Below are 24,660 nucleotides of genomic sequence, written 5' to 3'. Positions count from 1 at the left end.
GCGGCCCTCCCAGTTCACCTCGGAGGCTGAGAAGGGGAAGATTCCGTGGGCACTGAGGCCCTGGCATTCTGGCTGCGCGAACCCGGGATGGGCGAGATCCGGGCGGAAACGCTGCGGACGCCCGGTCCCGACGACGTGCTCGTGCGCACCCTGTATTCGGCGGTGAGCCGGGCCAGCGAGGCACTGGTCTTCCGCGGCGGCGTTCTGCCCAGCCAGTACAGCGTGATGCGGGCGCCGTTCCAGGACGGCGACTTCCCCGCCCCGGTCAAATACGGCTATCTCAATGTCGGCGTCGTTGAACAGGGGCCGAGCATGCTGCTCGGCAAGCGGGTCTTCTGCCTGTACCCGCATCAAAGTGCCTATGTGGTTCCGGCGGATGCCGTGTTCGTCGTCCCCGACGGCGTGCCGTCGGCACGGGCGACGCTCGCCGGCACCGTGGAGACCGCGGTCAACGCGTTATGGGATGCCGCGCCGCTCGTCGGGGATCGGATCGCCGTCATCGGAGCCGGAATGGTGGGACTGTGCGTCGCGCGGCTGCTCAGCCAGATCGTCGGCGTGCGGGTCACCGCGGTGGATGTCGACGGCAGCCGGGCCGAGATCGTCCGCTCCCTCGGCGCCCGCTTCGCGCTGCCCGCCGCAGCCCCCACCGGCTGCGACCTCGTTTTCCATACCAGCGGAACCTCCGCCGGCCTGCAGCTGTCCCTTGACCTGCTCGGACCGGAGGGGACCGTGGTCGACCTCAGCTGGTATGGCGACACCGAGGTTCGACTGTCCCTCGGCGGCGCGTTCCACTCGTCCCGGCTGAACATCCACTCCAGCCAGGTCGGCGCCGTGGCTCCCGCCCGACGCCGGCGGCGCACCACCAGGCAGCGGCTGGAATTCGCGTTGACTCTGCTGCGCGACCCCGCCTACGACGCACTGATCACCGGCGAGTCCCCGTTCGAGGACCTGCCGGATGTCATGGCGCGGCTGGCCGACGGACGCCTGGGCGCCCTCTGCCACACCATCTCCTACGAAGGCAGGTAGCCATGTTCAGCGTCACCGTGCGCGACCACATGATGATCGCCCACAGCTTCCGCGGCGCGGTGTTCGGTCCCGCGCAACAGCTGCACGGCGCGACGTTCGTCGTCGACGCAACCTTCAAGCGAAACGCCCTCGACGCCGACAACATCGTCGTGGATATCGGTCGGGCCACCGAAGAACTGCACAGCATTGTTGGCGCGTTGAGCTACCGCAACCTGGACGACGACCCGTCCTTCGCCGGCATCAACACCACGACCGAAGCCCTGGCCCAGGTGATCGCCGACCGGCTGGTCGAGCGCGTGCAGGCTGGCGCGCTCGGTGCGAGCGCGCATGAACTGACCGGCATTGTGGTGACACTGCACGAGTCGCACGTCGCGTGGGCGAGCTACGAGCGGTCGTTGTGAACGTCGTGTCTGTACCAGGCGCCGTGCACGTGATCGTGCCCGACAGCATCGACGATCCGGCGCGCCCCAGCGGAGGCAACGTATACGACCGCCGGATCTGCGACGAACTGGCCGCGATCGGATGGCGGGTTCACGAGTACGCCGCACCCGGCGATTGGCCGAAGCCCGACGCCGTGTCACGTCGTGCTCTCACCGCAGAGCTGACCCGGCTCGCCGACGGCGCGCTGGTGCTGATCGACGGGCTGATCGCCTCGGCAGCCGCCGACCTGCCGGAGTTCGCCAGGCGGTTGCGTCTGGTGGTGCTCGTTCACATGCCGCTGGCCCAGAAAAGCGACGATGGCGCTGGCATCCGTACCACGGAAGCCGCCGCTCTTTCCGCCGCCACGGCCGTTGTCGCCACCAGCACCTGGACGCAGCAGTGGCTCACCGAACACTACGCGCTGGAGCCCGGGCGGATCCACACTGTCGAACCGGGGACGGATGCCGCCGAACCGACACCGCGCACCGCCGAAGGCCGCGAGTTGCTCTGCGTGGCCGCCGTCACGCCGGCCAAGGGCCACGACGTGCTGGTCGCCGCACTCACCGAGGTGAGCACCCTTTCGTGGGCGTGCGTCTGCGTCGGCCGCGTCGACATCGATACGAGATTTGTCGCACGGCTCCAGGCCGAGGCCGAGGCGGGCGGGATAGCCGATCGGATCCGATTCGTGGGCGTGCGCACCGGCGCGGAGCTGGATGCGACCTACGCGGCCGCCGACCTCGTCGTGGTGGGTTCCCGCGCCGAGACGTACGGCATGGTGGTGACCGAGGCGCTGGCGCGGGGAATCCCGGTGGTTGCCACCGCCGTCGGCGGAGTGCCCGAGGCACTCGGCCACGGTGCCGACCAGGTTCGGCCCGGCATCCTGGTGCCGCCCGACGACCCGCACGCCCTCGCCGCGGCGCTGCGCCGCTGGCTGTCCGATCGGCAGCTGAGGCTTCGGTTGCGGCAGGCGGCCATGCAGCGCCGGGACACGTTGCCCAGCTGGGCGGTCACCGCCGGGCGGCTTTCCGAAGTCCTCACCACGGCGGCGGCGTGACATGGCACTCAACCGCACGCTCTGGCGATGGCTGATGCTGCTGGGCGGTGCCGTGGTGATCGGAGCGGTGGCGTGGCGGTTGGGCGTCGGACCGTTCGTCGACGGCATCACCAGGGTGAACGGCCCGGCGCTGCTGGCCGCGGCCGTCATCACCGGACTCACAACAGTCTGCTGCGCGTGGCGCTGGCGGCTGGTGTCGCGCGGACTCGGTACTGACCTGCCGCTGGGGGTGGCGATCGCTGCATACTATCGGTCGCAGTTTCTGAACTCCGTGCTTCCCGGTGGGGTGATCGGTGACGTGGATCGCGGCGTCGGTCATGGCCTGGAGGCGGGAAACCTCGGACTCGGCTTGCGCGCGGTCGCCTACGAAAGGGTCGGCGGACAGATCGTGCAAACCGGGCTCGTGGTGACGGTGCTGGCGTTGGTTCCGTCGCCGCTGCAGTCGGCCGCGCCGACCATTGCGGCGGTCGCCGTGGGGATCGTGGTGGGCGCGGCGATCGCCTTCCACGCATTCTCGGCCCGCGGAACGTCGGTCTGGGCCCGCGGCATCCGCGCCTCGGCAAACGAGCTTCGCCATGGTTTGCTCGCCAGGGCCGCCTGGCCCGGCGTGGTTCTGGCATCATGCGCGGTCACGGCCGGGCACACCGCGATCTTCCTCATCGCCGCGCAGTCCGCCGGAATCACGGTGCCGCCGATACGGATGCTGCCGCTGGCGGTGCTGATACTGCTGGCGATGTCGGTGCCGACGAACATCGCCGGCTGGGGTCCGCGAGAGGGAGTCGCCGCGTGGGCGTTCGGCGCCGCCGGACTGGGCGCCGGCCAAGGCGTCACGGTCGCCGTGGTTTACGGAGTGCTCGCGTTTGTGGCATGCCTACCCGGAGTTGCCGTTCTGGTCCTATGTTGGCTTCGTCGCCGTCGTGGCGGTGTCCGTCCGACGGGCTGGGTGCGCGACGCGCAGCCGACCGTCGCCGACGAAGGGAGCGAAGCGCGTGTCTGAACGTCCGTACACCCTCCTCAGTTGCAGTATGTCGATCGACGGATACATCGACGATGCATCCGAGCACAGGTTGCTGCTTTCGAACGCTGATGACTTCGATCGCGTCGATGCCGTGCGGGCATCCTGCGACGCGATCCTGATCGGTGCCGCCACCATTCGCGGCGACGACCCGCACCTGCTGGTGCGCACCGACGCGAGAAAGGCCGAGCGAGTGGCCAAAGGTCTGTCGCCGTCCCCGGTCAAGGTGACGGTGACCGACTGTGCAGAACTGGATCCGGCGGCGAAGTTCTTCACGGCGGGGGACGCCGAGAAGCTGGTCTACTGCGCAAGCGCTCACGTCGACGACGCCCGTGGACGGTTCGGTTCCATCGCCACGGTGATCGACGGCGGCCACCCGGTGGCCATGCACGCCTTGAGCGAGGATCTCTACTCTCGAGGCATCCGCCGGCTGATGGTGGAGGGCGGCGAAAAGATCCATACCCAGTTCCTCAGCAGTGGACTCGTCGACGAGTTGCAACTCGTGGTGGCACCGTTCTTCGTCGGCGACTCCCGGGCGCCCCGGCTCGTGGCCGATGGCGGGTTCCCGTGGAATCCCGACCGGCAGGCGCACCTGGTGGAGGCCCGACCGATCGGCGACGTGGTGCTGTTGCGGTATGCGATGTCACCACGGTTCCAGGACGGGTAGGCCGGTCACTCAGGCAGGGGCAGACCGCGCGTTTCTTTGAGGAACGGAACCACGATCAGGCCGAGCACATAGACCGAGCCCATCCAGATTGCCGCCGGGGCGATGCCGCCGAAGACCAGAACCAGGCTGCCGGTGAGAATCGGTCCGACCCACGCGATGAGCCGGGTGCCGTTGAACACCGTGGACATGGCCGTGGACCGCACCGCTGTGCCGAACAGTTCCGGCAGGTACAGCGGCATCCAGACGAAACCACCGAGGGTGAACATGCCGTTGATCGCCGCGACGATGAGGAACGACTGCACATTGCCGGGCCAGAGATAGGTGATCGGCGTGAGGGCGGCCGAGCCGACCAGGAACAGCACGATCAAGAACCGACGACCGAAGCGGTCGGCGACGAACGCGGCCGCCACGTAGCCGATGATCGACCCGATCGTGTAGGTGACCACCGAAAGCTGGGCCCAGGATGCGGGATTGGCGATGCCGTCCTTGGTGGCCAGCACAACGGCGAACCGGGGGAGGAACGACGAGATCGCGTACCAGCCGGCGATCGTCACCAGGGACAGCGCGAAGGTGAGCAAGACCAGTTTGCGAGTGTGCGGTTCCGCGAAGATCTGGGTGAAGGTGAGACCCCGGCTCGTCTTCGCCTTGGCCTTCTTCGCGTCGGTGCGGCCGACGGCCCGTTGCCAACGCTCGGATTCGGGAACGCGGGTGCGCAGGAACAGCACCAGCAGTGCCGGCAGCACGCCCAGGATGAACATGGCCCGCCAGGCGGTCGGGTCGATGCTGGCGATGATCAGCCAAGCGACAGCGGCGAGCAGCGAGCCGATTCCGAACCCGGACTGCACGATCGCTGCGCCCTTGGTGCGGGAGCGTTCCGGCCAGGTTTCTTGGATCAGGGACGCCCCGGTGGCCCATTCGCTGCCGAGGGCAAGCCCGGTGAGGAAGCGCAACGCGATGAGCATCCCGATCGAACTGCTGAACGCGGTCAGCCCGGTGAGGATGGAGTAGGCCGCGATGGACCACAGCATCACTGGCTTACGGCCGAGGTAGTCCGCGATGGTGCCGCCGATCAGTCCGCCGACTCCCGAGCCCAGAAGCGTGATGCCGATGGCAAGGCCGGCGTACAGAGCAATGTTCTTCTGCTGGTCCGCCGTGAGCAGGTCCGCGAGTGCCGGGCCGATGATGATGACCAGCGCGTACGTCTCGAACCCGTCGAGTGCCCACCCCAGCAGGGCGGCGACCAGCACCCGCCGGTGCGTGCGGTTCAGGCCACGCCACCATGGCCCTGACGGGTTTCCTCCCAGTTCCGGTGCTGTGAGCGAGGGACTTCCGTGCGAATCAGCCACAATTTTCTCCGATCAACCACTCTGTCGCGAATGTTTTGCATACAATGCATGCAGGACTGAGTGATCGTATACCTCAGGAATATCGTGCAGCAACTGCAGGTTTCCACTTCGAGCAAAGGTGTCGGAATGTTACGCATAGACGATGATGCGGGTGGTGGCGGCACCAATGCCCACGCCGGCGTGGTCGAAGAGTTGCGGGACGCCATTGTGTCAGGCTCGATTCAACCGGGCCAACGCATCCGTGAGGTCGAGATCGCAGCACGACTTGGCGTGAGCCGAACCCCGGTGCGTGAGGCGTTTCTGGTTCTCGCCGTGGAGGGCCTCATCACACTGCAACCGGGCAAGGGTGCGCGGGTGCGGGTCTACAGCGCAGAAGACATCCATCTTGTGCACGAAGTACGCAGCTTGGTGGAGGGGCGTGTCGCCCGATTCGCCACCGATCGGGTGTCCAACCGGCAACTGAGCCTGCTCGAGCAAAGTTGTGACAGGCTCGAGGCCCTTCCCGTAGGAGCTGTCGACCAGTGCAACGCGGAGAACGTGTACTTCCATAACCTGATCTTTTCGATCGTCGACAATTCACAACTGACGCACGTCGGGCGGCACTTGCTGGAGGTTCCACTGCCGTACAAGCGCGACTACTGGAACGACGCCGGACAGAGGCACAGTTCAGAAGTCGCGCACCGCACAGTGCTGGAGGCGCTCACGAGGCGCGACCCGGATGCCTCGGAAGCCGCCATGCGCGATCACGTGCTTGAATCAGGCCGGCACATCACCGAGTGGATGAGCGTCTAGCCGGCCGCTCCCGGGCGCTGCCATGCCACGCCGGGGAATCGTCCGAAGTCATTGTCGAACGTGACCACCGCAGCCTGGTACTGCAGCGCCATCGCGGCAAGGTGCGCATCGTTGACCAGGTTTCCGCCGCGTCCCGTCGCGTGCAGCAGCTCGTGCAGGCGCTGAACGTGACGGTCGTCGGGTTGTGGGATGACCACGGCCGGAGCGGCCAGCCACCCCGCGACCACATCGAGCGCAAGATCGACCGGGAGAGGACGCTCGAAGATCGACGGGTGGGTCACCAGGCGCACGAAGGCCAGCAGGCTGACCCAGGGCAGCAGCACGGTTTCGCGGTCGGTGATGGCCGAGTCCAGCCACTGTCTCGCTTCGGCGTGATGATCGGCGGAGCGGTCGACCGCGTACAGGAGCACATTGGCATCCACGAGCTTCACCGGTCGTCACCGCATCCTGGTCGGGATTTCACTTTCCGCTCTCGCGTTTGCGGAGCAACTGCTCGTCTTCGAGTTCCGCTGCTATTACCACGGCCCGATCGAGCGGCATCTGCGCGCGCCCCAGGTCGAAGGTGGGCGTCATCATGAGAAGGGGACGGTCCGCATCCGTGGAGCGGTGCAGGGCGTCGCTAGGCTGCTGCAATGAAAAGGCTGCTGGTCCTGTGTGCACTCGCCGTCGGCCTGGTGCTCGGCGGGGCCGCTCCCGCCACCGCCGATGTCAACGATTTCGAATTCACCAGCTTCGACGGCCACTACCAACTGTCGACGGATGCCCAGGGCCACTCCGAACTGACCACGGTCGAAACGCTGGTCGCGGTGTTCCCCGAGTCTGATCAGAACCACGGCATTCGGCGCAACCTGGTGGACCACTACAACGGCCACCCCACCGACCTGCACATCGTGTCGGTCACCGACGAGGACGGCACCCCACGCGCCTACGAGACCGACAGCGAGGACGACTTCCTCTCGGTGACGATCGCCGCCGACGACTTCGTGCACGGCGCCCAGACCTATGTGATTACCTACACGCAGTCCAATGTCACCCGGTACTTCGCCGATACCGATGCCGACGAGTTCTATTGGGATACCAACGGCACCGACTGGGGCCAGCCGTTCGGGAGGGTCACCGCCACCGTGCAGCTGGCCGATGACCTGGTGCCCCGATTGTCCGGCAAGGTCGATGCCGCCTCGGGCATGGAAGGTGCGGACGGCCCGGCCGAGGCCGCCAGAACGGCTGACGACACCTTCACCTTCTCCGCCCAGAACCTTGGGCCGGGCGAAAACCTCACCTTCGCCATCGGCTTTGAGCCGGGTACCTTCACGCCCAGGGACAGCGGCTTCTTTGCGGCACCGTGGCCGCTGCTCACGCTGCTCTTTGCCGCAGGCACCCTGGCGGCGGGCATCGCAGACCTCGTCATCCGGAACACCCGGCTGCGCGATGCGCCCGGCCGGGGCATCCTCATTGCCGAGTACCTACCGCCCAAGGGTGTGAACCTGTTGCTGTCGGCGCTCATCCTGCATCGCACCTCCAAGTCAACGGCGGCGCAGATTATCGGGCTTGCCGTCTCGGGCAATCTGCGCATCGTGGAGGTCACCGGCCGCAAGCCGAGCTACCGACTGGAGTTCGTCAGCGACAGGGGCACGGATGCCGACGAGCGCGAATTCCTGCACGCGCTGTTCGGCACCGTGTTGACGCCAGGCGAGCACGGCAACCTCAAGAAGACCGACCAGAGCGCGGTCACGAAGATCGCCGCGCTGACGAAACGGGTGCGCTCGGACGCGACCACGAACGGATACCGGCGCAGACCGCCGGTGGGCGTGATTGCGCTGGTGGTGATGGCCGCCGCCCTCGCCGTCACCGGTGCCATTGTGTTCGGCGCCATATCACTTGACCAGGCCTATGGTGGTCCGTGGCCAGCGGTGTTGATGCTGGTCGCGGTCCTCGCCGCGGTGACGGTGGGCCTCCTGGTTTTCCGGGTGCCGTTGCAGCCCAAAGGTGTCGAGCTGCGTGAACACCTCGACGGGCTTGCCGAGTACATCAAACTGGCGGAGGCGGACCGGCTTCGCTATCTCCAGTCACCGCAGGGGGCCCTGCGTGAACCGGTGGCCACCGACAACCTGGCCCAGGTGGTGAAGCTGAACGAACGCCTGCTGCCGTACGCGATGCTCTTCGGCGAGGAGAAGCGGTGGGCGGCGGAACTCGGCCGCTACTACGAGCAACTCGGGACTCAGCCCGGCTGGTACACCGGCCAAGGCACGTTCAACGCCGCGATTTTCGCGAGCAGTATCGGCGCGGTGTCCACCAACGTCTCGGCCGCGTACAGCTCGAGCGGTGGCTCCGGCGGCGGTGCGAGCTCCGGCGGCGGTGGCGGCGGTGGCGGCGGAGGCGGCGTCTAGCCGATGGCTTCTCGGCGGGCACGCATCCGATTCACAGCAGCTGCCAACCTGGTGCCCCTGTGCGGTTCTCGGTCGCATCCGTATGTTCGCGTCTGACTGCTAAATCGGCAGCCAGATCCGACAAGGAAGGAGTCGATTCGACATGATCGACACCAAGGAAATCTCGCGCGTCATTGGCGCTCCCGTCGTCGACCCCAGGGACAACAAGGTCGGCACAGTGGGCCAAATTTACGTTGACCCTAAGGGGCGCCCGCTCTGGGCCACCGTCAAGACTGGCCTCTTCGGCACGTCGCAATCATTTGTGCCGCTCGAGAACGCTTCCGCTGACAGAGACGTGCTCCGCGTCGGCTTCGAGAAGGAATTCGTCAAGGATGCCCCTCGCATTGACGATGACGGAGCTCTCAGCGAGGCAGACGAGCAAGCGCTGTACGAGTATTACCACCTCGACTACTCCGCTGCGAACGAGGCGACCGGCGCTGACTACTCGACCGACACCGATTACACGACCGACGCTGATTACATGACCGGGCACGACACGACGGGGCCCAACACCGATTCGGCGATGACCCGCTCCGAGGAGCAGTTGCGCGTCGACAAGGAGCAGACCCAACGGGGCACCGCCCGGCTGCACAAGTACGTCGTCACCGAGGAACAGAACATCACGGTTCCGGTCAGCCATGAAGAGGTCCGCGTCGAACGCGAGCCGATCACCGACGCGAATCGGGATGAGGCGCTCTCCGGCCCCGACATCAGCGAGGAGGACCACGAAGTGACCTTGAACGAAGAGCGCGTCGTTGTCTCCAAGGAAGCGACGCCGGTCGAGCGCGTGCGCCTCGACAAAGAAACCGTCACCGAGGACCAGCAGGTGAGTGAGCAGGTCCGGAAGGAGCAAATCGATTTCGACGAGGACGGCACCACTCGGAGGAATCAGCACCCGAACCGGCGCTGAATAGCTCCTCGTGGATTGAGCCGGCTCCCGCGGCTTGACCCGGGATGGAGGCTCCTCCCTCGTCTGGGAGGAGCCTCCACTCATGATCTGCGGTCAGCCTTCCTTGCGGTTCCCGTCGTTCTTCACGGTGAGGGCGTAGTCCGCATCGAGGAACGTCAGGTCACCGGTGGGCAGGTTCGACACCAGAGTCGCGAAGTCCCGGTTCGGACCGTTGGCACACTTCGTGTTGAATCCGGACTGCGAAATCGCATCGCCCTCGAGCCGGTAGACGAAATTACCTGCGCCATCCGAGATCTCGTATGGTGAGTCGACGCCCGGGGTAAGGTCACAACCGGCCACGACTTGTAGAGTCCAGTTGTTGTCCTGGAGCCCGGTCGTTTCGAACCACTCGCCCTCGGCGGAGGTCACAGCGGCGGCCGCTCCGTTGACCAGCACGTCGTCGACGAACCAGCCGGTGTCGAGGTACGCGGCGTCGGTAGAGTAGCGGAACCGCACATCCGTCGCTCCGTTCGGTAGCTGTGCCGTGTAGTGCACGTAGGCCGGGTCGTCCACGAAGTATGCCCCGCCCGAGGTGCCGGTGAGTCCGTTGCCTTCGGTGTTGTTGCCGTGCGGGTCGTCGTTGCTGGTGACGACGGTCCCCGCGTCATCGACCAGCGGAACGGTGACCCACTTGTCGCCGACGAGTGCCTCAACGAATCCGTAGTCCCAGCCCTCCTCGATGAAGTGCCAGGTCCAGAAATCGAGCGAGGTGGCCTCGCCGGTCACATCCACGTCGAGGATGTTGTCGGACTGGCTTTCATAGCCGGCGTACCAGTGCGTGTCGCCGCTGTGCGGTGCTACCTGCGTGGTGTCCTCGCCGTCCAGGGACACCGTCACGTTCGGGCCCGGGTTCTGGAACCGCTCAACCTGCAGTCCGTACGGCAGTGCCGTCGGAGACTGGGCATTGGCACGCTTGGTCCACTTCGGTGCGGGCTGCGCACCCTGGCTACTGCCGCGGTCGCCCCAGAATTGGTCGTCCGCGATGTCGATCGTCCAGTCGGTGAACGCCGGGTCGCCGAAGTCGACAGCCTTGATATCGAAACGTGGCGACTCCTCGTCGTCGAGGTAGACCGCGACCGCCCAATCCTGGAACAGCGCGTCGGCGCTGCGTAGATCGGCTCCGGTCTCGGCGTTGAAGCTGTCGATCGCCGCCTGCACTCCCTCCATCCCGTCGGCCTGGTTCTCGAAGATCCGCTGAATCAACAGGTCGCCGCCGGCGCCGTCATTCTGCAGGTCAGGAGTGAATGTGCCGTCGCCATTGCCACCGGCCTGCTCCCAGAGGTACTGGAAGAAGGTATACGCGGCACCATAGTTCTCGAGTCCGCCAGCCCAGCGCGTCAGCGACGTTTCGGCGTAGAACACCTGATGATAGGTCAAATGCGATCCGCCGACGTCATACCCGTTGAGGAACACGGCGAAGTCCGCCAATCCCTCATCGACCCAGGACAGCTCCCCAGGATCGCTGTAGTTCTGGAGCAAGTGCTCCAGCTCGTGGGCGATGACCCCCTCATACAGCGTCGCCCGATCGTTGGACGGGTCGCCGTCACGCCACCCGGAATCGTTCGGCCCCACTCGGTTCGCCCAGTCGAACGCATCCACAACGATGACATTCATGCCTGCCGAGTCGATGAAGTCTGGGGCGAAGTAGCCGGCGGTGTACGTCGTCTCCGCGCAGTCGTAATAATTAGCGTCCTGCACGTTGTACACCACCATGACAAGCGAATCGCTCGCCGGTTCGGCCGGATCAGCGGCGTCCATCGGTCCGTAGTGTTCCTCGTCGACGGCGACGATCTGGTGCGAAAGTGCGTCACCCATGTAGTTGATCTGCGCCTGCGTGAGCACGAAGTCGGATGCCGCACGATCGCCGCACGGCACGAATTCGTCAGCCGGATTGTGGTCGAAGGCCGGATCAAGACTCGCGACGCCGACTGGCGCTGAACCGTCGAGCGGGGTGCCCTCGGGAATATAGATGTAGACCGGGGTGCCATCGGGGGTGGTGCCCGAATAGGCGCGGGTGAAGTTTTGGTCATAAGTACCGCCGGCCTCACTGTCATTGATCGGCAGTGTGATGGCGGGTTCGCCGGGCAGGTTCTCGTGGTCGTCGGCGACCGCGGGAACCGTCGCGGTGGCGACGAGAGTGAATGCCAAGGCGCAGCCCAGTGAAACACCGAGTGCGCGCTTATGGGGTTTGAGCACGGTTGTACCTCCAGATGAAGGGTCCCAACCGTCGTTGACTCGTGATCTCCGCTGGCGGGACGGCGAGGGGCAGACCGGACGGTCTGCCGATGGTGCCTGTCAGTACACCACGGAGTGGTTGCCGTGGGAATGGAAATGTGACAAGAAATTCACAACTGTTGTGGTCGCCTGCTGGAAGCCGGCAGGTCAACTCAAACCGGTTCGCGCGGCAGGGGTTCTACTGCGACCAAATCGCCGTCACCATCGGCGGCCGCAACGCCCACGGCGGCTCTGCGTCTGGGGAGCTCCACAAGCACCATGGCGGAGATCATGAAGGCACCACCGACGACGGTCTTCAGCGACAAGACTTCTTGGCCTACACCCACCGAGATGAGCGCGGTAAAGACCACTTCGAGCGTGAGGATGATGGCGACTCGGGATGCCTCCATCTGGGCCTGCGCCCAGGTTTGCACGAAGAAGGCGAAAACGGTGGCGAACACCGCCGTGAAGAGCACCGCCATCCAGACATCGGTGGTGGGAGGACCCTGATAACCGTCGGGCACAGCCCCGATCCAGCACACTATCGCCACGGCACACAACTGAACGAACGTGAGGGTATAGGAGTCGAAGTTCGAGCTGAAGCGGCCCAGGCCCACGATGTGGAGGGCGAAGAGGACGGCACATGCTACGCCCCAGATCTGGCCCACCTCGATGCTCACGCCGGTGATGGAGATGAGGCCCAACCCGACCAGGGCAAGAACGGCGCCGACGGCCACCCTCCTCCGTATTCGGCGACGAAAGAGGAGCCAGCCGATGATCGGCGTGAGCACGACGTAGGTTCCAGTGAGAAAGCCGGTGATGGCTGCGGTCGTCATATCCAAGGCGATGGTCTGGGTGACGTAGCCGAGCCCGAGCACGACACCGAGCGAAGCGCCGACGCCCAACACGCGGCCCTTGAGAGCCATCACCACTTTTGGCCGTACCGCCAGCATGATGAGAGCAGCCAACGTGAAGCGGATGGCCAGGAAGTCGAAGAAGGGCTGTTGTTCGATGGCGGGCTTCATGATCACGAAAGCGCCACCCCACGTCGCGGTGACGGCGACCAGCGACCACACCGCAACCCGGGACCTCGTCACTTCTCAACGATAGCCGGGACGGGTCGACAGAATCCCTTGACGCGTTGCGAGGACAGGCCAATCCGCCAGGCCGGACTCGGCGAGACTTCCCCTGTGAACACGTTTAGTTCGGGGGCACACTGAGCGAATGACTGATCGCGATGACTTCCTGGTCTGGGTCAAGACCGCCCTGTACGAGGCAGAGCTCGCCCTGCACAACGGCGACGCGGCTCCGCGCCGGGTGCTGTGGTCTCGCAACGAGCCCGTCAGCGTCCTGGGTGCCTGGCGCAACGCCAATGGGCAGCAGGAAATAGAGGAGCTCTTCACCGCACTGGCGAAGAGCTTCTCCGACTGCACGTCGTACAGGTTCGAGTTGAGCGCGTTCGACGTGGTCGGTGACATGGCCTATACCGTCGGCTTAGAACACAGTGCGGCCTCCGTCGACGGCCAGCCGCGCAGCTACGTTCTACGGGCCACCCAGGTCTATCGCCGAGAGAGCGGCGAGTGGAAGGTAGCCCATCGCCATGCCGACACCGTCATCGAGTGACCAGGAGACAGTGGAGGCTGCTGGCGACGGATCATCTCGCCAACGGTGCTGATTCCAGCACCGAGGCGACGACGTCGCGGAGCGCTTGAGCGGTCATGGCCTCCTACTGTTCTTCTGCGACCAGCGCAGCCACTCTCTAGTCGACTGGTTCCTCGCGCGCGCCTGGGCGAGAGTGTAAGTCGATTCATCCGGCTGGATCGGCTCGGTGCGCTCGACGATCAGGCCTCGCCCGTTCGGTGCGTAGAAGTCCGATCGAACGGGTGCAGCCCAAGGCGGGTCGTCATTTCGGCTAGGTGTTCGTGGGTGAACCGGTCCGGGATCCGTCGCGCGGTCGGGTCCCAGACATTACCGACCGGGAATTGACATTACCGACCGGGAATTGGCCGCTTGGTTCCACGACTTCCCATTGTTTTGTGTTCACGGTCCGGACGCCCAACGAATGGCCAATTGCCTCTGCCCCCGGGACGAGACCGTAACGGGTAGCCGTAGTACTCCAGCACGTGCTGCAGGCCGTTCCGGACGCTCGGACGCTCGCAGGGTGTCGCGACTACGGTAGCGGTGTGTCCATAAACGATCCGCTGCCCGACTATCCTGCTCCCGACAACCCGTCGGGGAAGCTGGTTCTCCTGCGACACGGAGAGACGGAGTGGTCACAGAAAGGCCGACACACAGGACTTACTGATGTTCCGCTCACTGCCCGAGGGGAGGATCTTGCCCGCGGTGCAGGTCGGTTGGTTGCCGGCTACAACTTTTCGCTCGTCCTGACCTCACCACTACAGCGCGCGCAGCGAACTGCTGAACTGGCAGGCCTGCATGCCGAGATCGATCCGCTTCTCGTCGAGTGGGATTACGGCGGATACGAGGGGCGTACGACGCGCGACATTCGAAGCGAGCTCGGCTACAACTGGAGCGCGTTTTCTCACGGCGTGATTCGTGGGCGGACACCAGGTGAGACGGTGGAAGAGGTTGCCGCACGCGCGTCTCGCGTGCTCACGCGAGTGCTTCCTGCGATGGCTGAGGGAGATGTCGCTCTGGTTGCGCATGGCCATTTTCTGCGCATCCTGACAGCCGTATTCCTGCGAATGGCACCACGTTTCGGGGCCCAGATCACCTTGGATGCTGGATCAGTGTCGGTGCTCAGCTTCTACCGCGAGCAGCCGGCGATTCTGTCTTGGAACTACGGACTCGAACTGCCCTTGGTGCCCTCAGAATCCTGATCCCTTCGTGAGGGATAGGGGATGTTGGCGATGAGCGTCCGTCTATCGGGTACTTCGAGCAAAGAGGCCCGGATAGGTGACCACCAGCCCATGTTCATCAACCGTGATTACCCGCTCGAAGTTGGAGTCCCGCGACTCATAACGGTACTCATGGTCTGCGAGACGGGTGTAGCGCTGGGGGTCAGCTACCACCGTGAGGGCGGGCACCGCGACGTATGCGGTCGTGATGTCGACACTCTCGCCGATGGCGAGCTCAAGCCGCCGGATAGGCAGCGTGTTGCTCAGCGGTGAGATGGCGATATCCACTTCACGGGCGGCCTCGAGGTCTTGCCGCTCACGGCCGTCCACCGTCCACACCGCGCCGTCAAACTCGATCCGAAGCGATCGAGAACCAAGCACGAGGGCTAGCAAACGGAACTGCCAGTGATCGTCAGCAATCAGCGTGTACATACATTGTCCGAAGGTCCCGTGAACGGCGCTCTCAACTCGAAAGCCGTCCGCGGATTCGCTCACAGAACAGGTCTCCGTGCTGATCGATTCGAGGCCATCCCAGCTCAGCATGATCATGGATCAATGATGTGCGGCGAGTTGACTGTTGTCACGCGCTCCCGCGGACCGCAACCTTTAGAAAATGGTGAACGACGGCGTCGGGAGTCGAGGGCTTCCGTTCGAGTAGACGTGGTCACCAGCCCGGAGGACGTTCCTCTTACGACGTGGAACTCGGTAGCAGTGCGCCTGGACGTCGCACTCTGCCGCTCGCACTTAGTTTTGGATCGATGGCACCGCGAACTAGATGGTAAAAGTCCGAACTGGCCTGGCACGTGACAGGTGCCCCCACGCAGATTCGAACTGCGGCCCCTGCCTCCGGAGGGCAGTGCTCTATCCCCTGAGCTATGGGGGCCAGGGTGCGTCTAGGTTATCAGTCGACCCTGGCCGTCACACGCACGCTCTCGATAACATCGAAGGAACGGATGCGTTCACGACGGCGCATCCGGAAAGGAAACCCACCATGGCTGAGGCCTATATCCTCGACGTCCGTTCGGAAATCCCGCAGAGGCGGCACGAACTGATCTTTGAGCACTACCACGCACTCGAGGCAGGCCACAGCTACATCCTGGTGAACGACCACGACCCCAAGCCGCTCTACTACCAATTCGACGCCGAGCACAAAGGCCAGTACACCTGGCAGTACCTCGAAGAGGGTCCCACCGTCTGGCGCGTCGAAATCGGCAAGCCGTAAGGCGTGAACCTCGAACTCCCTGTCGCACTCGCGAAAGTTCTCGTCGGCCTGCTGATCCTCGCTTCCAGCCTCTGGATCGGCGGTTTCGTCGCCCTCATCATCTTCAGTGCGAGCAGTAAGAAAAGCCTCGACCGGCCGCAACGTATTGCCCTGTTCCGTCAGGTCGGACCCCGCTATCTGAGAGTGGCCGCGGTAGCGTCCGTACTGGTCGTGATCCCCGGCGCGGTGCTGCTGATCGCCCGACCGTTCGACGGGTTCACCATTGCGGTGCTGGTGCTCGCTGTCGCCATCGGGGTGGTGACCTGGATCGGCGTGCGGCAGGCGCGCGCCATGGGACGGATGCGCAAGGCCGCCCTCGCGCATCCGGACGACGGTACCCAGGCCGCAGCGATCGATCGGGCCGCTACACGGGCGACACTGCTGCGCGCCGGCATCGGCGTCCTCAGCCTGGCCCTGTTCGTCGTCGGCATCGCGATGGCGTAGCCGGCCGCCTGCTAGCCGAGGCTGGCGATGGCCGGATTGACGATCTGCGTGGCGTCGGCCGGCTCCGCGAAGAAGGTTGACCGAGCGACCACCCAGTAGCTGCCGCTGAAGACCTGCGCGACACCGACCCCGCCCTGAACGGTGAAGTAGCCGGGCGCCGCGAATGCCGAGGTGGCCGTGCTCGAGGAACCCAGGTCGCTCTTCAACGACGCGATGTCACCGGCCGGCAGGTTCGCCGCCGACAGCTCGATCGTGTCCCGGCTGGTCTGGTTCAACCAGCTGCAGGCCACACCCTTCTTGGCGACCGCGATCGCGGAGGTGCTGCCGGCCGCCGGCGTGAAACTCGACTGCAGCCCGAAGTTCGGGTTGAAGTCGTACATCGCCTGCCGTGACACCAATTGGTCGCAGGTGCGATTCACCGGGACCGGATTGGCCTTGGCCGACGCCGACGGAGACGGCGATGCCGACACACTCGCGCCCGCCGATGGCGAGCTGCTCGGCGCAGCAGACGAAGTCTGACTGGACGACGGGGACGGGCTCGCGCTCGGCCCTGGTGTTCCGCTGCATCCCGTCAGCGTCGCCACGGTCAGCGTGACCGCGGCAACGGCAAGGGTGGCGCGGGCGGAGGATGCGGTGATGATGGACACGCCTCCATTGTTGCCGTTCGACCCTGCGTGGCGCCGCCGCCTCGCCCACTTTCGGCGGTTCCGGCCGCAGAACCGGCTCCCGGTAGAATTGGCCACCGTGACCCCAGCCGAACTTTCCGCCCACATTCTCGCCGTCGTCACAGATGTGCTGCAGGCGCACGATGGTGGCGCGGCCCTCGTGCCGGCGGAGATCGCGCTGGAGAGGCCGAAGAACCGGGAGCACGGCGACTGGGCAGCCAACATCGCCATGAAGCTGGCACGCCCGCTCGGCGCACGCCCGCGCGAACTGGCCGAAGAGTTCGCCAGCGGCATCCGCGCCATCGACGGCGTCGCCTCGGTGGATGTCGCGGGCCCCGGATTCATCAACATCACCCTCGATGCCGCCGCCGCCGGCCGACTCGCCGAGACCATCGTCGATCGCGGCGACGCGTACGGACGCAACGACACCCTTGCCGGGCAGACCATGAACCTCGAGTTCGTCTCGGCCAACCCCACCGGACCGCTGCACATCGGGCACACCCGCTGGGCCGCGCTGGGCGACTCGATCGCGCGGGTGCTCACAGCCTCCGGCGCGCACCTAGTCAGCGAGTTCTACATCAACGACGCCGGCAACCAGATGGACAACTTCGGCGCCTCGATCTACGCCGCCCTGAAGGGTGAACCGACCCCAGAGCACGGCTACCCGGGGCAGTATGTCGCCGACCTGGCCGAACAGGTCGCAGCGGCGCATCCGGACATCCTCGAGCTCCCGATCGACGACGGCCTCGCGCTGGCCCGGGAGACCGGCTACCAGCTGCAGCTGGCAGAGATCAAGGAGTCGCTCGAGAAGTTCAACGTGCACTTCGACGTCTGGTTCAGCGAACGCAGCCTGAAGAAGGTCGACCCGGCGACCGGCCGCAACGCCATCGACGACGCCGTGGAGCGCCTGCGGGCGCAGGGGCACGTCTTCACCGCGGACGGCGCCATCTGGGTGCGCACCACCGACTTCGGCGACGACAAAGACCGCGTCATCCGCCGCGCCAACGGCATTCGCACCTACTTCGCCTCGGATGCCGCCTACTACCTTAATAAGGGCGACCGCGGCTTCGCGCACAAGATCTACCTGCTGGGAGCCGACCACCACGGTTACGTGAACCGACTCAAGGCGCTCGCCGGTGCCGCAGGAGACGACCCCGAGCGTGACATCGAGGTGCTCATCGGCCAGCTCGTGAGCATCAACGGCGCGAGACTTTCCAAACGCGCCGGCAACATCATCGAACTGAACGACCTGCAGGCCTGGCTCGGCACGGATGCGCTGCGCTACTCCCTGGCCCGCTACCCGGCCGACTCGCCGCTCACCCTCGACCCCGAGCTGCTGCAGAAGCGCACCAACGACAACCCGGTCTTCTACGTGCAGTACGCCCACGCGCGAACCCATCAGGTGGCCAAGAACGCTGCCGCGTCCGGGGTGGACCGCAGCGCCTTCGCCCCCGAGACGCTCACCCACGAGACCGAAAGCGAACTGCTCGGCGCTCTGGGGGAGTACCCGCGCATCGTGGCGCAATCGGCCGAGCTGCGCGAACCGCACCGCGTCGCCCGCTATCTCGAGGAGCTCGCCGGCTCCTACCACCGCTGGTACGACAACTGCCGGGTCACCCCGCTCGGCGACGAACCCATCACCGATGTGCACCGCACCCGCCTCTGGCTCAACGACGCCACCGGCCAGGTGCTGCGCAACGGCCTCGGCCTGCTCGGAGTAAGCGCACCAGAACGGATGTGACCGGATGCCTCCCGCAGATCGCGAACTGGCCGGGCGCCCCCGGCGCCGGCGAGGTGTGCTGATCACGATCCTGATCGTCGTCCTCGCCGTCATCGTGGCCGGCGTGGTCGTGCTGGACGGCGTGGCCCGCTCCTACGCGGCCGACCAGATCGAGCAGAAGATCCGCACCGAGGTGGGGCTCGGTTCCGAGACCCCGCTGACCGTGAAGGTCGGCGGATTCTCGGTATTGGCCCAACTGGCCACCGGCGCGCTCGACGACGTACAGGTGTCGGCCGACGGCGTGGCGCTGGGCGAAATGACCGGTTCGTTCCGCCTGCGGGCCCGGGGCCTGCCGATCGACACCACGAAGGCTGTGCAGCGGCTGACCGTCGACGTGAGGCTGGATGCCGAGGACGTCAAGAAGGTGATCGGCACCTTCGGTACTGTGCCACTGGACTCCCTGACCATCGGGGACGGCGCGTTGCACCTGAAATCCGAGCTGCGGGTGTTCGCCTCGCTGCGCATTCCGGTGGGACTAGATCTGACTCCCGGCGCGTCGAACGGCGAGATCGCCCTGACACCGACCGGGGTGGACCTGGCCGGCAAGTCGGTGTCCGCCGCGGACGTGAAGCAGCAGTTCCCCACCATCGGCGACGCGCTGTTTCAGAAGCGCACCTTCTGCATCGCGGACAAGTTGCCCAGCCAGCTGGTTCTGGACGATGCCCGCGTGTCGGGCAGCGACCTGGTGCTCTCCTTCGCGGCGACCGGGCTGCGGCTGGATGCTGCATCGCTGGCCGCCAAGGGCACCTGTCCGTCACGCTGACGCACCTCGTCGGCCGATTCGGTAGAATTCACGGGGTTCAGCGGCCAGCCCGCCGCCCTATGCGCCTGCCCAGCACGCGCCAGAGACAGAGTAAGGGTTTCCTTTGACTTCCAGTCCGCTCGCCCCAGCCTGGCTGGAACATCCGCGGGACGCCAACGACCTGCCAGCCTCGGTGTGGCCGGCGAACGCGACCCGGGACGCATCCGGTCGCCTTCAGCTCGCCGGCGTCGACGCGACAGAACTCGCTGGCCGGTTCGGCACTCCCTTATATGCGGTGGACGAAGCGGACGTCCGCGGCCGTGCGGAGCATGCCCGGCTCAGCTTCGAGTCGGAGTTCGCCCGCGTTGGCTCGAGCGCCAAGGTGTACTACGCCGGCAAGGCGTTCCTGTGCACCGAGGTGGCGCGCTGGGTCACCGAGGCCGGACTCAGCATCGACGTGTGCAGCGGGGGAGAGTTGGCCGTCGCACTCGCGGCCGGAATCGCGCCGGAACGCCTGGGCTTTCACGGCAACAACAAATCCGCGGCCGAGATCGACCGTGCGGTGCGGGTCGGCATCGGCGTGATCGTGCTCGACAGCCCGACCGAGATCGAGCGGGTCGCTGCCGCGGCGGAACACCACGGACTGGTCCAGCCGGTGCGGCTGCGGGTGAACACCGGGGTCCATGCGCACACGCACGAATACCTGGCCACCGCCAGGGAGGACCAGAAGTTCGGCATCGCCCTGGCAGAGGCCGCGGATGCCGTCACCGCGATCCGCGCGCACGACACGCTCGAATTCCTGGGTCTGCACGGACACATCGGCTCACAGATCTTCGGAACCGACGGCTTCGCCCAGTCCGCGTCGCGGCTGCTCGAATTGCACGCCATGCTCCTCGACGCCGGCCCGGTCCCGGAATTGAACCTGGGTGGCGGATTCGGCATCGCCTATACGAGCGTGGACCACGCCATGCCCCTGGACGAACTCGCCAGAGGGTTGGCCGACATCGTGCAGTCGGAGTGCGCTCGCCTGCAGATTCCGGTGCCGGTCGTGGCGGTCGAGCCTGGCAGGTCGATCGTCGGGCCGTCCACGGTGACGCTGTATGAGGTGGGTACCGTGAAGGATGTGGAGGTCTCCAGTGCCACCGGTGCCACGGCGATCCGCAAGTACGTCAGCGTCGACGGCGGCATGAGCGACAACGTGCGCCCGGCCCTCTACGCCGCCGACTACAGCGTGCGGATCGCCAGCCGCACCTCGGCCGCCGATCCCGCACTGGTACGCATCGCCGGCAAACACTGCGAAAGCGGGGACATCGTCGTACACGCCGACTACCTGCCCGGTGACGTGACACCGGGCGACCTGCTCGCCGTGCCGGCCACCGGCGCCTACTGCTGGTCTATGGCCAGCAACTACAACTACCTCGGTCGCCCCGCCGTGGTCGCCGTGCGCGATGGTGTCGCCCGGGTCATCGTGCGCGGCGAAACCGAAGCCGACCTGCTCTCCCGCGATGCCGGCATCCAGAACGTCACTGAATCCACTGCGCCGATGAAGTCCACCGCGCCAAAGAATGGAAACGAATGATCGAGTACCGCAATCTCCGAGTCGCGCTCTTGGGGGCAGGAGCAGTGGGCGCTCAGGTGGCGTCCCTTCTGCTGCAGCACGGCGAGGAGCTCGCGGGTCGAGCCGGCGCGGGACTGGAACTGGCGGGAATCGCGGTGCGCGACGTCGATGCCGAACGCACCGTCGACCTGCCGCAGGAGTTGTTCACCACGGATGCCGAATCCCTCATCCTCGGCGCGGACATCGTCATTGAGCTGATCGGCGGCATCGAGCCCGCCCGCAGCTACATCCTGCAGGCCCTGAACTCCGGCGCCGACGTGATCACCGGCAACAAGGCGCTACTGGCCACCCACGGCGGCGAGCTGTTCGACGCCGCCGAGCAGGTCGGCGCCCAGCTGTACTACGAAGCCGCCGTCGCCGGAGCGATCCCCATTGTGCGCCCGCTGCGGGACAGCCTTGCCGGCGACCGGATCAAGCGCATCCTCGGCATTGTCAACGGCACCACGAACTTCATCCTCGATCGAATGGACACCGCGGGGGAGAGCCTCGAAGATGCGCTCGCCACGGCCAGCGCCCTCGGTTACGCCGAAGCCGACCCCACCGCCGACATCGAGGGCATCGACGCCGCCCACAAGGCCTCGATCCTGGCCAGCCTGGCCTTCCACGTTCCCGTGCCGCTGTCCGAGGTGCACCGCGAGGGTATTACCGGGATCACGCTGGCCCAGGTCGACGCGGCCCGCAAGGCCGGCTACGTGGTGAAGCTGCTCGCCATCTGCGAGCGTCTCACCGACCCGGAGACCGGATCCGAAGGCGTCAATGCCCGCGTCTACCCGGCGCTGGTGCCGCTGGATCACCCGCTCGCGGCGGTGCGCGGGGTGAAGAACGCCGTGTTCATCGAGGCAGAAGCCGCCGGGGACCTCATGTTCTACGGGGCGGGGGCCGGAGGTCTGGAAAGCGCCTCCGCGGTGCTCGGCGACCTGGTCTCAGCGGCCCGCCGGCACGTGATCGGCGGACCGGGCCTCGCCGAGTCCAACCACGGCCACTTGCCCATCCTGCCGATCTCGAAAGTGCTCACCCGCTACCAGATCACCCTCACCGTGCTCGACCGGCCCGGCGTACTCGCCGCGATCGCCACGGTGTTCAGTCAGCACGGCGTGTCGGTGGAGAACGTGGAGCAGTCGGTGCGCCGACTCGCGCCCGGCGACTCGGTGGCCACCGCTACCCTGGTAATAGTGACCCACAAGGCCCTGGAATCTGACCTGGCGGCAACCGTCACCGCCGTGGCCGCCAATGATGTGGTGAGTTCTGTCACCTCGGTTCTCAGAGTGGAAGGTATGTAATGGGTGTTCTCACCGTCAGCCGGCAATGGCGCGGCGTTCTGCGCGAGTACGCGGACCGCCTGGACATTTCGGATGCGACGCCGATCGTCACGCTCGGCGAGGGCGGCACACCGCTGATTCCCGCCGCCGCGCTGTCGGCACGCACTGGCGCCAAGGTGTGGGTGAAGTTCGAAGGCACCAACCCGACCGGCTCCTTCAAAGACCGCGGCATGACGATGGCCGTCTCCAAGGCACTCGAGCACGGTGCGAAAGCGGTCATTTGCGCCTCCACCGGGAACACCTCCGCCTCGGCCGCCGCCTACGCCGCCCATGCCGGGATCACCGCGGCCGTGCTCGTCCCCGAAGGCAAGATCGCGCTAGGCAAACTGAGCCAGGCCATCGCCCACAACGCCCAGCTGATGCAGATTCAGGGCAACTTCGACGACTGCCTCGAGATCGCCCGCGACCTGGCGAACAACTACCCGGTGCACCTGGTCAACTCGGTCAACCCCGACCGCATCGAAGGCCAGAAGACGGCGGCGTTCGAGATCGTCGAAGTGCTCGGCGACGCCCCGGACTTCCACATCGTCCCGGTCGGCAACGCCGGCAACTACACCGCGTACACGCGCGGCTACACCGAGGAATTGACCCGGAGCGCCACCACGAAACTCCCGCGAATGTTCGGCTTCCAAGCCGAGGGCAGCGCGCCCATCGTCCGCGGCCACATCGTCACGAACCCCGAGACGATCGCCAGCGCGATCCGGATCGGCAATCCGGCATCCTGGGAGCTCGCGACCGCGGCCCGCGAGGCCACCGACGGCTACTTCGGCGCGATCAGCGACGAGCTCATCCTGCAGGCGCACCGCATCCTCTCCGCCGAAGTGGGCGTCTTCGTGGAGCCCGCCTCCGCGATCGGCGTTGCCGGACTGCTCGAGCGCAGCGCGGCCGGCGCCATACCCAAGGGCGCCACCGTGGTGATCACCGTCACCGGGCACGGCTTGAAAGACCCGCAGTGGGCCGTGCACAACGCGGACGGGTCCGAGTTCACCCCCACCATCGTGCCCAACGACACCGCCGAGGTGGCCAGCGCCCTCGGGCTGTCGAAAACACCGGCCTGATGGCAGCTGCCCGTGGGCTCGTGTCGCGCTCGGTGAGCGTGCAGGTACCCGCCACGACCGCCAATCTCGGGCCCGGCTTCGACACGCTCGGCCTCGCACTGTCGCTCTACGACCACATCACGGTGACCGTGCGCGAGGAGCCAGGTGCCAGCGTCGACGTTCACGGCATCGGCGAGGGGGATGTGCCGACGGATGCCACCAACCTCGTCGTACGCACCATCGCGCACACCTTCCGCGCGTTCGGGCAGGAGCTGCCTGGCCTGCACATCACCGCGCACAACGCGATCCCGCACGGGCGGGGTCTGGGCTCCTCCGGTGCGGCCATCGTCTCCGGGGTGATGGCCGCCAAAGGCCTGCTCGACGGAATCGTCTCGATGGACGCCGGAACCCTGCTCGCCATCGCCAGCGAATTGGAGGGCCACCCCGACAACGTCGCCCCAGCACTGTTCGGCGGGCTGACCATCGCCTGGACCGGCGACGACGGACCGCACTACAAGAAGCTGTTCGTGCACCGCGGCGTCTCACCGTTGATCTGCGTTCCGCAGGCCACGATGTCGACCAAGGTCGCGCGAAGCCTGCAGCCGGCATCCGTGCCGCACGAGGATGCGATCTTCAACGTCTCGCGCTCCGCCCTGCTGATTGCCGCGCTCATCCAGAGCCCGGAATTGCTGATGGCGGCCACCGAGGACCGGCTGCACCAGAGCTACCGCGCCGTGGCGATGCCCGAAACCGATGCGCTCATCGCCACGCTGCGCTCCGCCGGCTTCCCCGCGGTGGTCTCCGGGGCCGGACCGTCCATCCTCGTGCTGTGCAGCGACCCGTCGCAGCGTCTCGCAGCCGCCGAACTGGTGCAACGTCACCAAGCCACGCCGTGGCAATCGCTGCTCCTGGCCGTGGACTTCAAAGGTGCTACAGTGATAACGCATCCGGTAGAAATCTCGGCCTCATCGGCTGATTAGCCCGGATTGCGCAATCACTAGCACTCGCTTCATCACACACCAACCCT

At 66.0% G+C, this 24,660-nt stretch carries 25 protein-coding genes and 1 tRNA gene; 18 read left to right on the top strand and 8 right to left on the bottom strand.

Annotated elements, in window-relative coordinates:
* The first annotated feature begins 45 nt into the window (after positions 1-45).
* The 5 genes from ABFX56_RS12290 to ABFX56_RS12270 are packed head-to-tail and all read left to right on the top strand — an operon-like array spanning position 46 to position 4,182.
* A complete protein-coding gene (locus ABFX56_RS12290) occupies positions 46-1,026 on the top strand; it encodes a zinc-dependent alcohol dehydrogenase (protein ID WP_346233629.1) in 981 nt (326 codons plus the stop codon).
* Positions 1,027-1,028: 2 nt separating this feature from the next.
* Positions 1,029-1,427 (top strand): 6-pyruvoyl trahydropterin synthase family protein, encoded by a 399-nt coding sequence (locus ABFX56_RS12285; protein WP_346233628.1) that lies wholly within the window; start codon positions 1,029-1,031, stop codon positions 1,425-1,427.
* Positions 1,428-1,432: 5 nt separating this feature from the next.
* The gene (locus tag ABFX56_RS12280) at positions 1,433-2,500 is read left to right on the top strand and encodes a glycosyltransferase family 4 protein (RefSeq protein ID WP_346233627.1); all 1,068 of its coding nucleotides are present in this window, start codon (positions 1,433-1,435) and stop codon (positions 2,498-2,500) included.
* 1 nt (position 2,501) lies between these two features.
* A complete protein-coding gene (locus ABFX56_RS12275; protein ID WP_346233626.1) occupies positions 2,502-3,497 on the top strand; it encodes a lysylphosphatidylglycerol synthase transmembrane domain-containing protein in 996 nt (331 codons plus the stop codon).
* Positions 3,490-4,182, top strand: coding sequence for a RibD family protein (locus ABFX56_RS12270; protein WP_346233625.1), 693 nt, complete (start codon positions 3,490-3,492; stop codon positions 4,180-4,182). Before ABFX56_RS12275 ends, ABFX56_RS12270 begins: the two co-directional genes overlap by 8 nt.
* A 5-nt stretch (positions 4,183-4,187) precedes the next feature.
* Here ABFX56_RS12270 and ABFX56_RS12265 read toward each other — a convergent pair whose 3' ends face one another.
* On the bottom strand, positions 4,188-5,528 hold the full coding sequence (locus tag ABFX56_RS12265) for an MFS transporter (RefSeq protein WP_346233624.1): 1,341 nt from the start codon (positions 5,526-5,528) through the stop codon (positions 4,188-4,190).
* Between the two features lie 126 nt (positions 5,529-5,654).
* Between ABFX56_RS12265 and ABFX56_RS12260 the strand changes: the two genes are divergently transcribed.
* The gene (locus ABFX56_RS12260; RefSeq protein WP_346233623.1) at positions 5,655-6,320 is read left to right on the top strand and encodes a GntR family transcriptional regulator; all 666 of its coding nucleotides are present in this window, start codon (positions 5,655-5,657) and stop codon (positions 6,318-6,320) included.
* On the opposite strand, the gene ABFX56_RS12255 is transcribed toward ABFX56_RS12260, so the two are convergent.
* Positions 6,317-6,751 carry a TA system VapC family ribonuclease toxin gene (locus ABFX56_RS12255; RefSeq protein WP_346233622.1) on the bottom strand — a complete coding sequence of 145 codons (435 nt, stop codon included), beginning with the start codon at positions 6,749-6,751 and terminating at the stop codon, positions 6,317-6,319. The genes ABFX56_RS12260 and ABFX56_RS12255 overlap by 4 nt on opposite strands.
* Before the next feature lie 28 nt (positions 6,752-6,779).
* Positions 6,780-6,953, bottom strand: a complete 174-nt coding sequence (locus ABFX56_RS12250) for a hypothetical protein (protein ID WP_346233621.1) — start codon at positions 6,951-6,953, stop codon at positions 6,780-6,782.
* Here ABFX56_RS12250 and ABFX56_RS12245 point away from each other — a divergent pair.
* Both ABFX56_RS12245 and ABFX56_RS12240 read left to right on the top strand, forming a co-directional pair.
* Complete coding sequence (locus ABFX56_RS12245) at positions 6,953-8,707, top strand: DUF2207 domain-containing protein (RefSeq protein WP_346233620.1); 1,755 nt, start codon at positions 6,953-6,955, stop codon at positions 8,705-8,707. The two genes, ABFX56_RS12250 and ABFX56_RS12245, sit on opposite strands and share 1 nt — an antisense overlap.
* Positions 8,708-8,849: 142 nt before the next feature.
* A complete protein-coding gene (locus tag ABFX56_RS12240) occupies positions 8,850-9,656 on the top strand; it encodes a DUF2382 domain-containing protein (protein ID WP_346233619.1) in 807 nt (268 codons plus the stop codon).
* Positions 9,657-9,749: 93 nt separating this feature from the next.
* Here the strand turns inward: ABFX56_RS12240 and ABFX56_RS12235 are convergent, their stop codons facing one another.
* Both ABFX56_RS12235 and ABFX56_RS12230 read right to left on the bottom strand, forming a co-directional pair.
* On the bottom strand, positions 9,750-11,891 hold the full coding sequence (locus ABFX56_RS12235; protein WP_346233618.1) for a hypothetical protein: 2,142 nt from the start codon (positions 11,889-11,891) through the stop codon (positions 9,750-9,752).
* 191 nt (positions 11,892-12,082) lie between these two features.
* Positions 12,083-13,006, bottom strand: a complete 924-nt coding sequence (locus ABFX56_RS12230) for a DMT family transporter (RefSeq protein ID WP_346233617.1) — start codon at positions 13,004-13,006, stop codon at positions 12,083-12,085.
* A 127-nt stretch (positions 13,007-13,133) separates the two neighbouring features.
* On the opposite strand from ABFX56_RS12230, the gene ABFX56_RS12225 reads away from it, so the two are divergent.
* Positions 13,134-13,532 carry a nuclear transport factor 2 family protein gene (locus ABFX56_RS12225; protein WP_346233616.1) on the top strand — a complete coding sequence of 133 codons (399 nt, stop codon included), beginning with the start codon at positions 13,134-13,136 and terminating at the stop codon, positions 13,530-13,532.
* Positions 13,533-14,092: 560 nt separating this feature from the next.
* Positions 14,093-14,749, top strand: coding sequence for a histidine phosphatase family protein (locus tag ABFX56_RS12220; RefSeq protein ID WP_428834448.1), 657 nt, complete (start codon positions 14,093-14,095; stop codon positions 14,747-14,749).
* 42 nt (positions 14,750-14,791) lie between these two features.
* On the opposite strand, the gene ABFX56_RS12215 is transcribed toward ABFX56_RS12220, so the two are convergent.
* Positions 14,792-15,316, bottom strand: a complete 525-nt coding sequence (locus ABFX56_RS12215) for a putative glycolipid-binding domain-containing protein (protein ID WP_346233614.1) — start codon at positions 15,314-15,316, stop codon at positions 14,792-14,794.
* A gap of 262 nt (positions 15,317-15,578) precedes the next feature.
* Positions 15,579-15,650: transfer RNA gene (locus ABFX56_RS12210), tRNA-Arg, on the bottom strand.
* Between the two features lie 108 nt (positions 15,651-15,758).
* Between ABFX56_RS12210 and ABFX56_RS12205 the strand changes: the two genes are divergently transcribed.
* Positions 15,759-15,989, top strand: a complete 231-nt coding sequence (locus tag ABFX56_RS12205) for a DUF2249 domain-containing protein (protein WP_346233613.1) — start codon at positions 15,759-15,761, stop codon at positions 15,987-15,989.
* 3 nt (positions 15,990-15,992) lie between these two features.
* The gene (locus tag ABFX56_RS12200; protein ID WP_346233612.1) at positions 15,993-16,472 is read left to right on the top strand and encodes a hypothetical protein; all 480 of its coding nucleotides are present in this window, start codon (positions 15,993-15,995) and stop codon (positions 16,470-16,472) included.
* Between the two features lie 11 nt (positions 16,473-16,483).
* Here the strand turns inward: ABFX56_RS12200 and ABFX56_RS12195 are convergent, their stop codons facing one another.
* A complete protein-coding gene (locus tag ABFX56_RS12195) occupies positions 16,484-17,119 on the bottom strand; it encodes an arginyl-tRNA synthetase (protein WP_346233611.1) in 636 nt (211 codons plus the stop codon).
* Positions 17,120-17,216: 97 nt separating this feature from the next.
* On the opposite strand from ABFX56_RS12195, the gene argS reads away from it, so the two are divergent.
* The 6 genes from argS (at position 17,217) to thrB (ending at position 24,613) form a co-directional block, all read left to right on the top strand.
* Complete coding sequence (argS, locus tag ABFX56_RS12190; protein WP_346233791.1) at positions 17,217-18,878, top strand: arginine--tRNA ligase; 1,662 nt, start codon at positions 17,217-17,219, stop codon at positions 18,876-18,878.
* Between the two features lie 4 nt (positions 18,879-18,882).
* Entirely contained in the window at positions 18,883-19,680 is a 798-nt protein-coding gene (locus ABFX56_RS12185) for an LmeA family phospholipid-binding protein (protein ID WP_346233610.1), read from the top strand.
* Positions 19,681-19,783: 103 nt separating this feature from the next.
* On the top strand, positions 19,784-21,238 hold the full coding sequence (gene lysA, locus ABFX56_RS12180; RefSeq protein ID WP_346233609.1) for a diaminopimelate decarboxylase: 1,455 nt from the start codon (positions 19,784-19,786) through the stop codon (positions 21,236-21,238).
* Positions 21,235-22,557 (top strand): homoserine dehydrogenase, encoded by a 1,323-nt coding sequence (locus tag ABFX56_RS12175; protein WP_346233608.1) that lies wholly within the window; start codon positions 21,235-21,237, stop codon positions 22,555-22,557. The genes lysA and ABFX56_RS12175 overlap by 4 nt, the downstream gene beginning before the upstream one ends.
* Complete coding sequence (gene thrC / locus ABFX56_RS12170; protein WP_346233607.1) at positions 22,557-23,654, top strand: threonine synthase; 1,098 nt, start codon at positions 22,557-22,559, stop codon at positions 23,652-23,654. Before ABFX56_RS12175 ends, thrC begins: the two co-directional genes overlap by 1 nt.
* Entirely contained in the window at positions 23,654-24,613 is a 960-nt protein-coding gene (gene thrB / locus ABFX56_RS12165) for a homoserine kinase (protein WP_346233606.1), read from the top strand. The genes thrC and thrB overlap by 1 nt, the downstream gene beginning before the upstream one ends.
* Positions 24,614-24,660 lie beyond the last annotated feature (47 nt).

This window comes from Parafrigoribacterium mesophilum, from assembly GCF_039652555.1.
Classification (GTDB): Bacteria; Actinomycetota; Actinomycetes; order Actinomycetales; family Microbacteriaceae; genus Parafrigoribacterium; species Parafrigoribacterium mesophilum.
The sequence above is the reverse complement of the archived record's forward strand: the minus strand, read 5'-3'. Positions and strand labels throughout refer to the sequence as shown.

Excerpts from the sequence above, each read along its gene's own strand:
- ABFX56_RS12285 (WP_346233628.1), top strand. The coding sequence starts at position 1,029 with ATGTTCAGCGTCACCGTGCGCGACCACATGATGATCGCCCACAGCTTC.
- ABFX56_RS12275 (WP_346233626.1), top strand. The coding sequence starts at position 2,502 with ATGGCACTCAACCGCACGCTCTGGCGATGGCTGATGCTGCTGGGCGGT.
- ABFX56_RS12260 (WP_346233623.1), top strand. The coding sequence starts at position 5,655 with ATGTTACGCATAGACGATGATGCGGGTGGTGGCGGCACCAATGCCCAC.
- ABFX56_RS12245 (WP_346233620.1), top strand. The coding sequence starts at position 6,953 with ATGAAAAGGCTGCTGGTCCTGTGTGCACTCGCCGTCGGCCTGGTGCTC.
- ABFX56_RS12240 (WP_346233619.1), top strand. The coding sequence starts at position 8,850 with ATGATCGACACCAAGGAAATCTCGCGCGTCATTGGCGCTCCCGTCGTC.
- ABFX56_RS12225 (WP_346233616.1), top strand. The coding sequence starts at position 13,134 with ATGACTGATCGCGATGACTTCCTGGTCTGGGTCAAGACCGCCCTGTAC.
- ABFX56_RS12215 (WP_346233614.1), bottom strand. The coding sequence starts at position 15,316 with ATGATCATGCTGAGCTGGGATGGCCTCGAATCGATCAGCACGGAGACC.
- ABFX56_RS12205 (WP_346233613.1), top strand. The coding sequence starts at position 15,759 with ATGGCTGAGGCCTATATCCTCGACGTCCGTTCGGAAATCCCGCAGAGG.
- ABFX56_RS12185 (WP_346233610.1), top strand. The coding sequence starts at position 18,883 with ATGCCTCCCGCAGATCGCGAACTGGCCGGGCGCCCCCGGCGCCGGCGA.
- ABFX56_RS12175 (WP_346233608.1), top strand. The coding sequence starts at position 21,235 with ATGATCGAGTACCGCAATCTCCGAGTCGCGCTCTTGGGGGCAGGAGCA.
- thrC (WP_346233607.1), top strand. The coding sequence starts at position 22,557 with ATGGGTGTTCTCACCGTCAGCCGGCAATGGCGCGGCGTTCTGCGCGAG.
- thrB (WP_346233606.1), top strand. The coding sequence starts at position 23,654 with ATGGCAGCTGCCCGTGGGCTCGTGTCGCGCTCGGTGAGCGTGCAGGTA.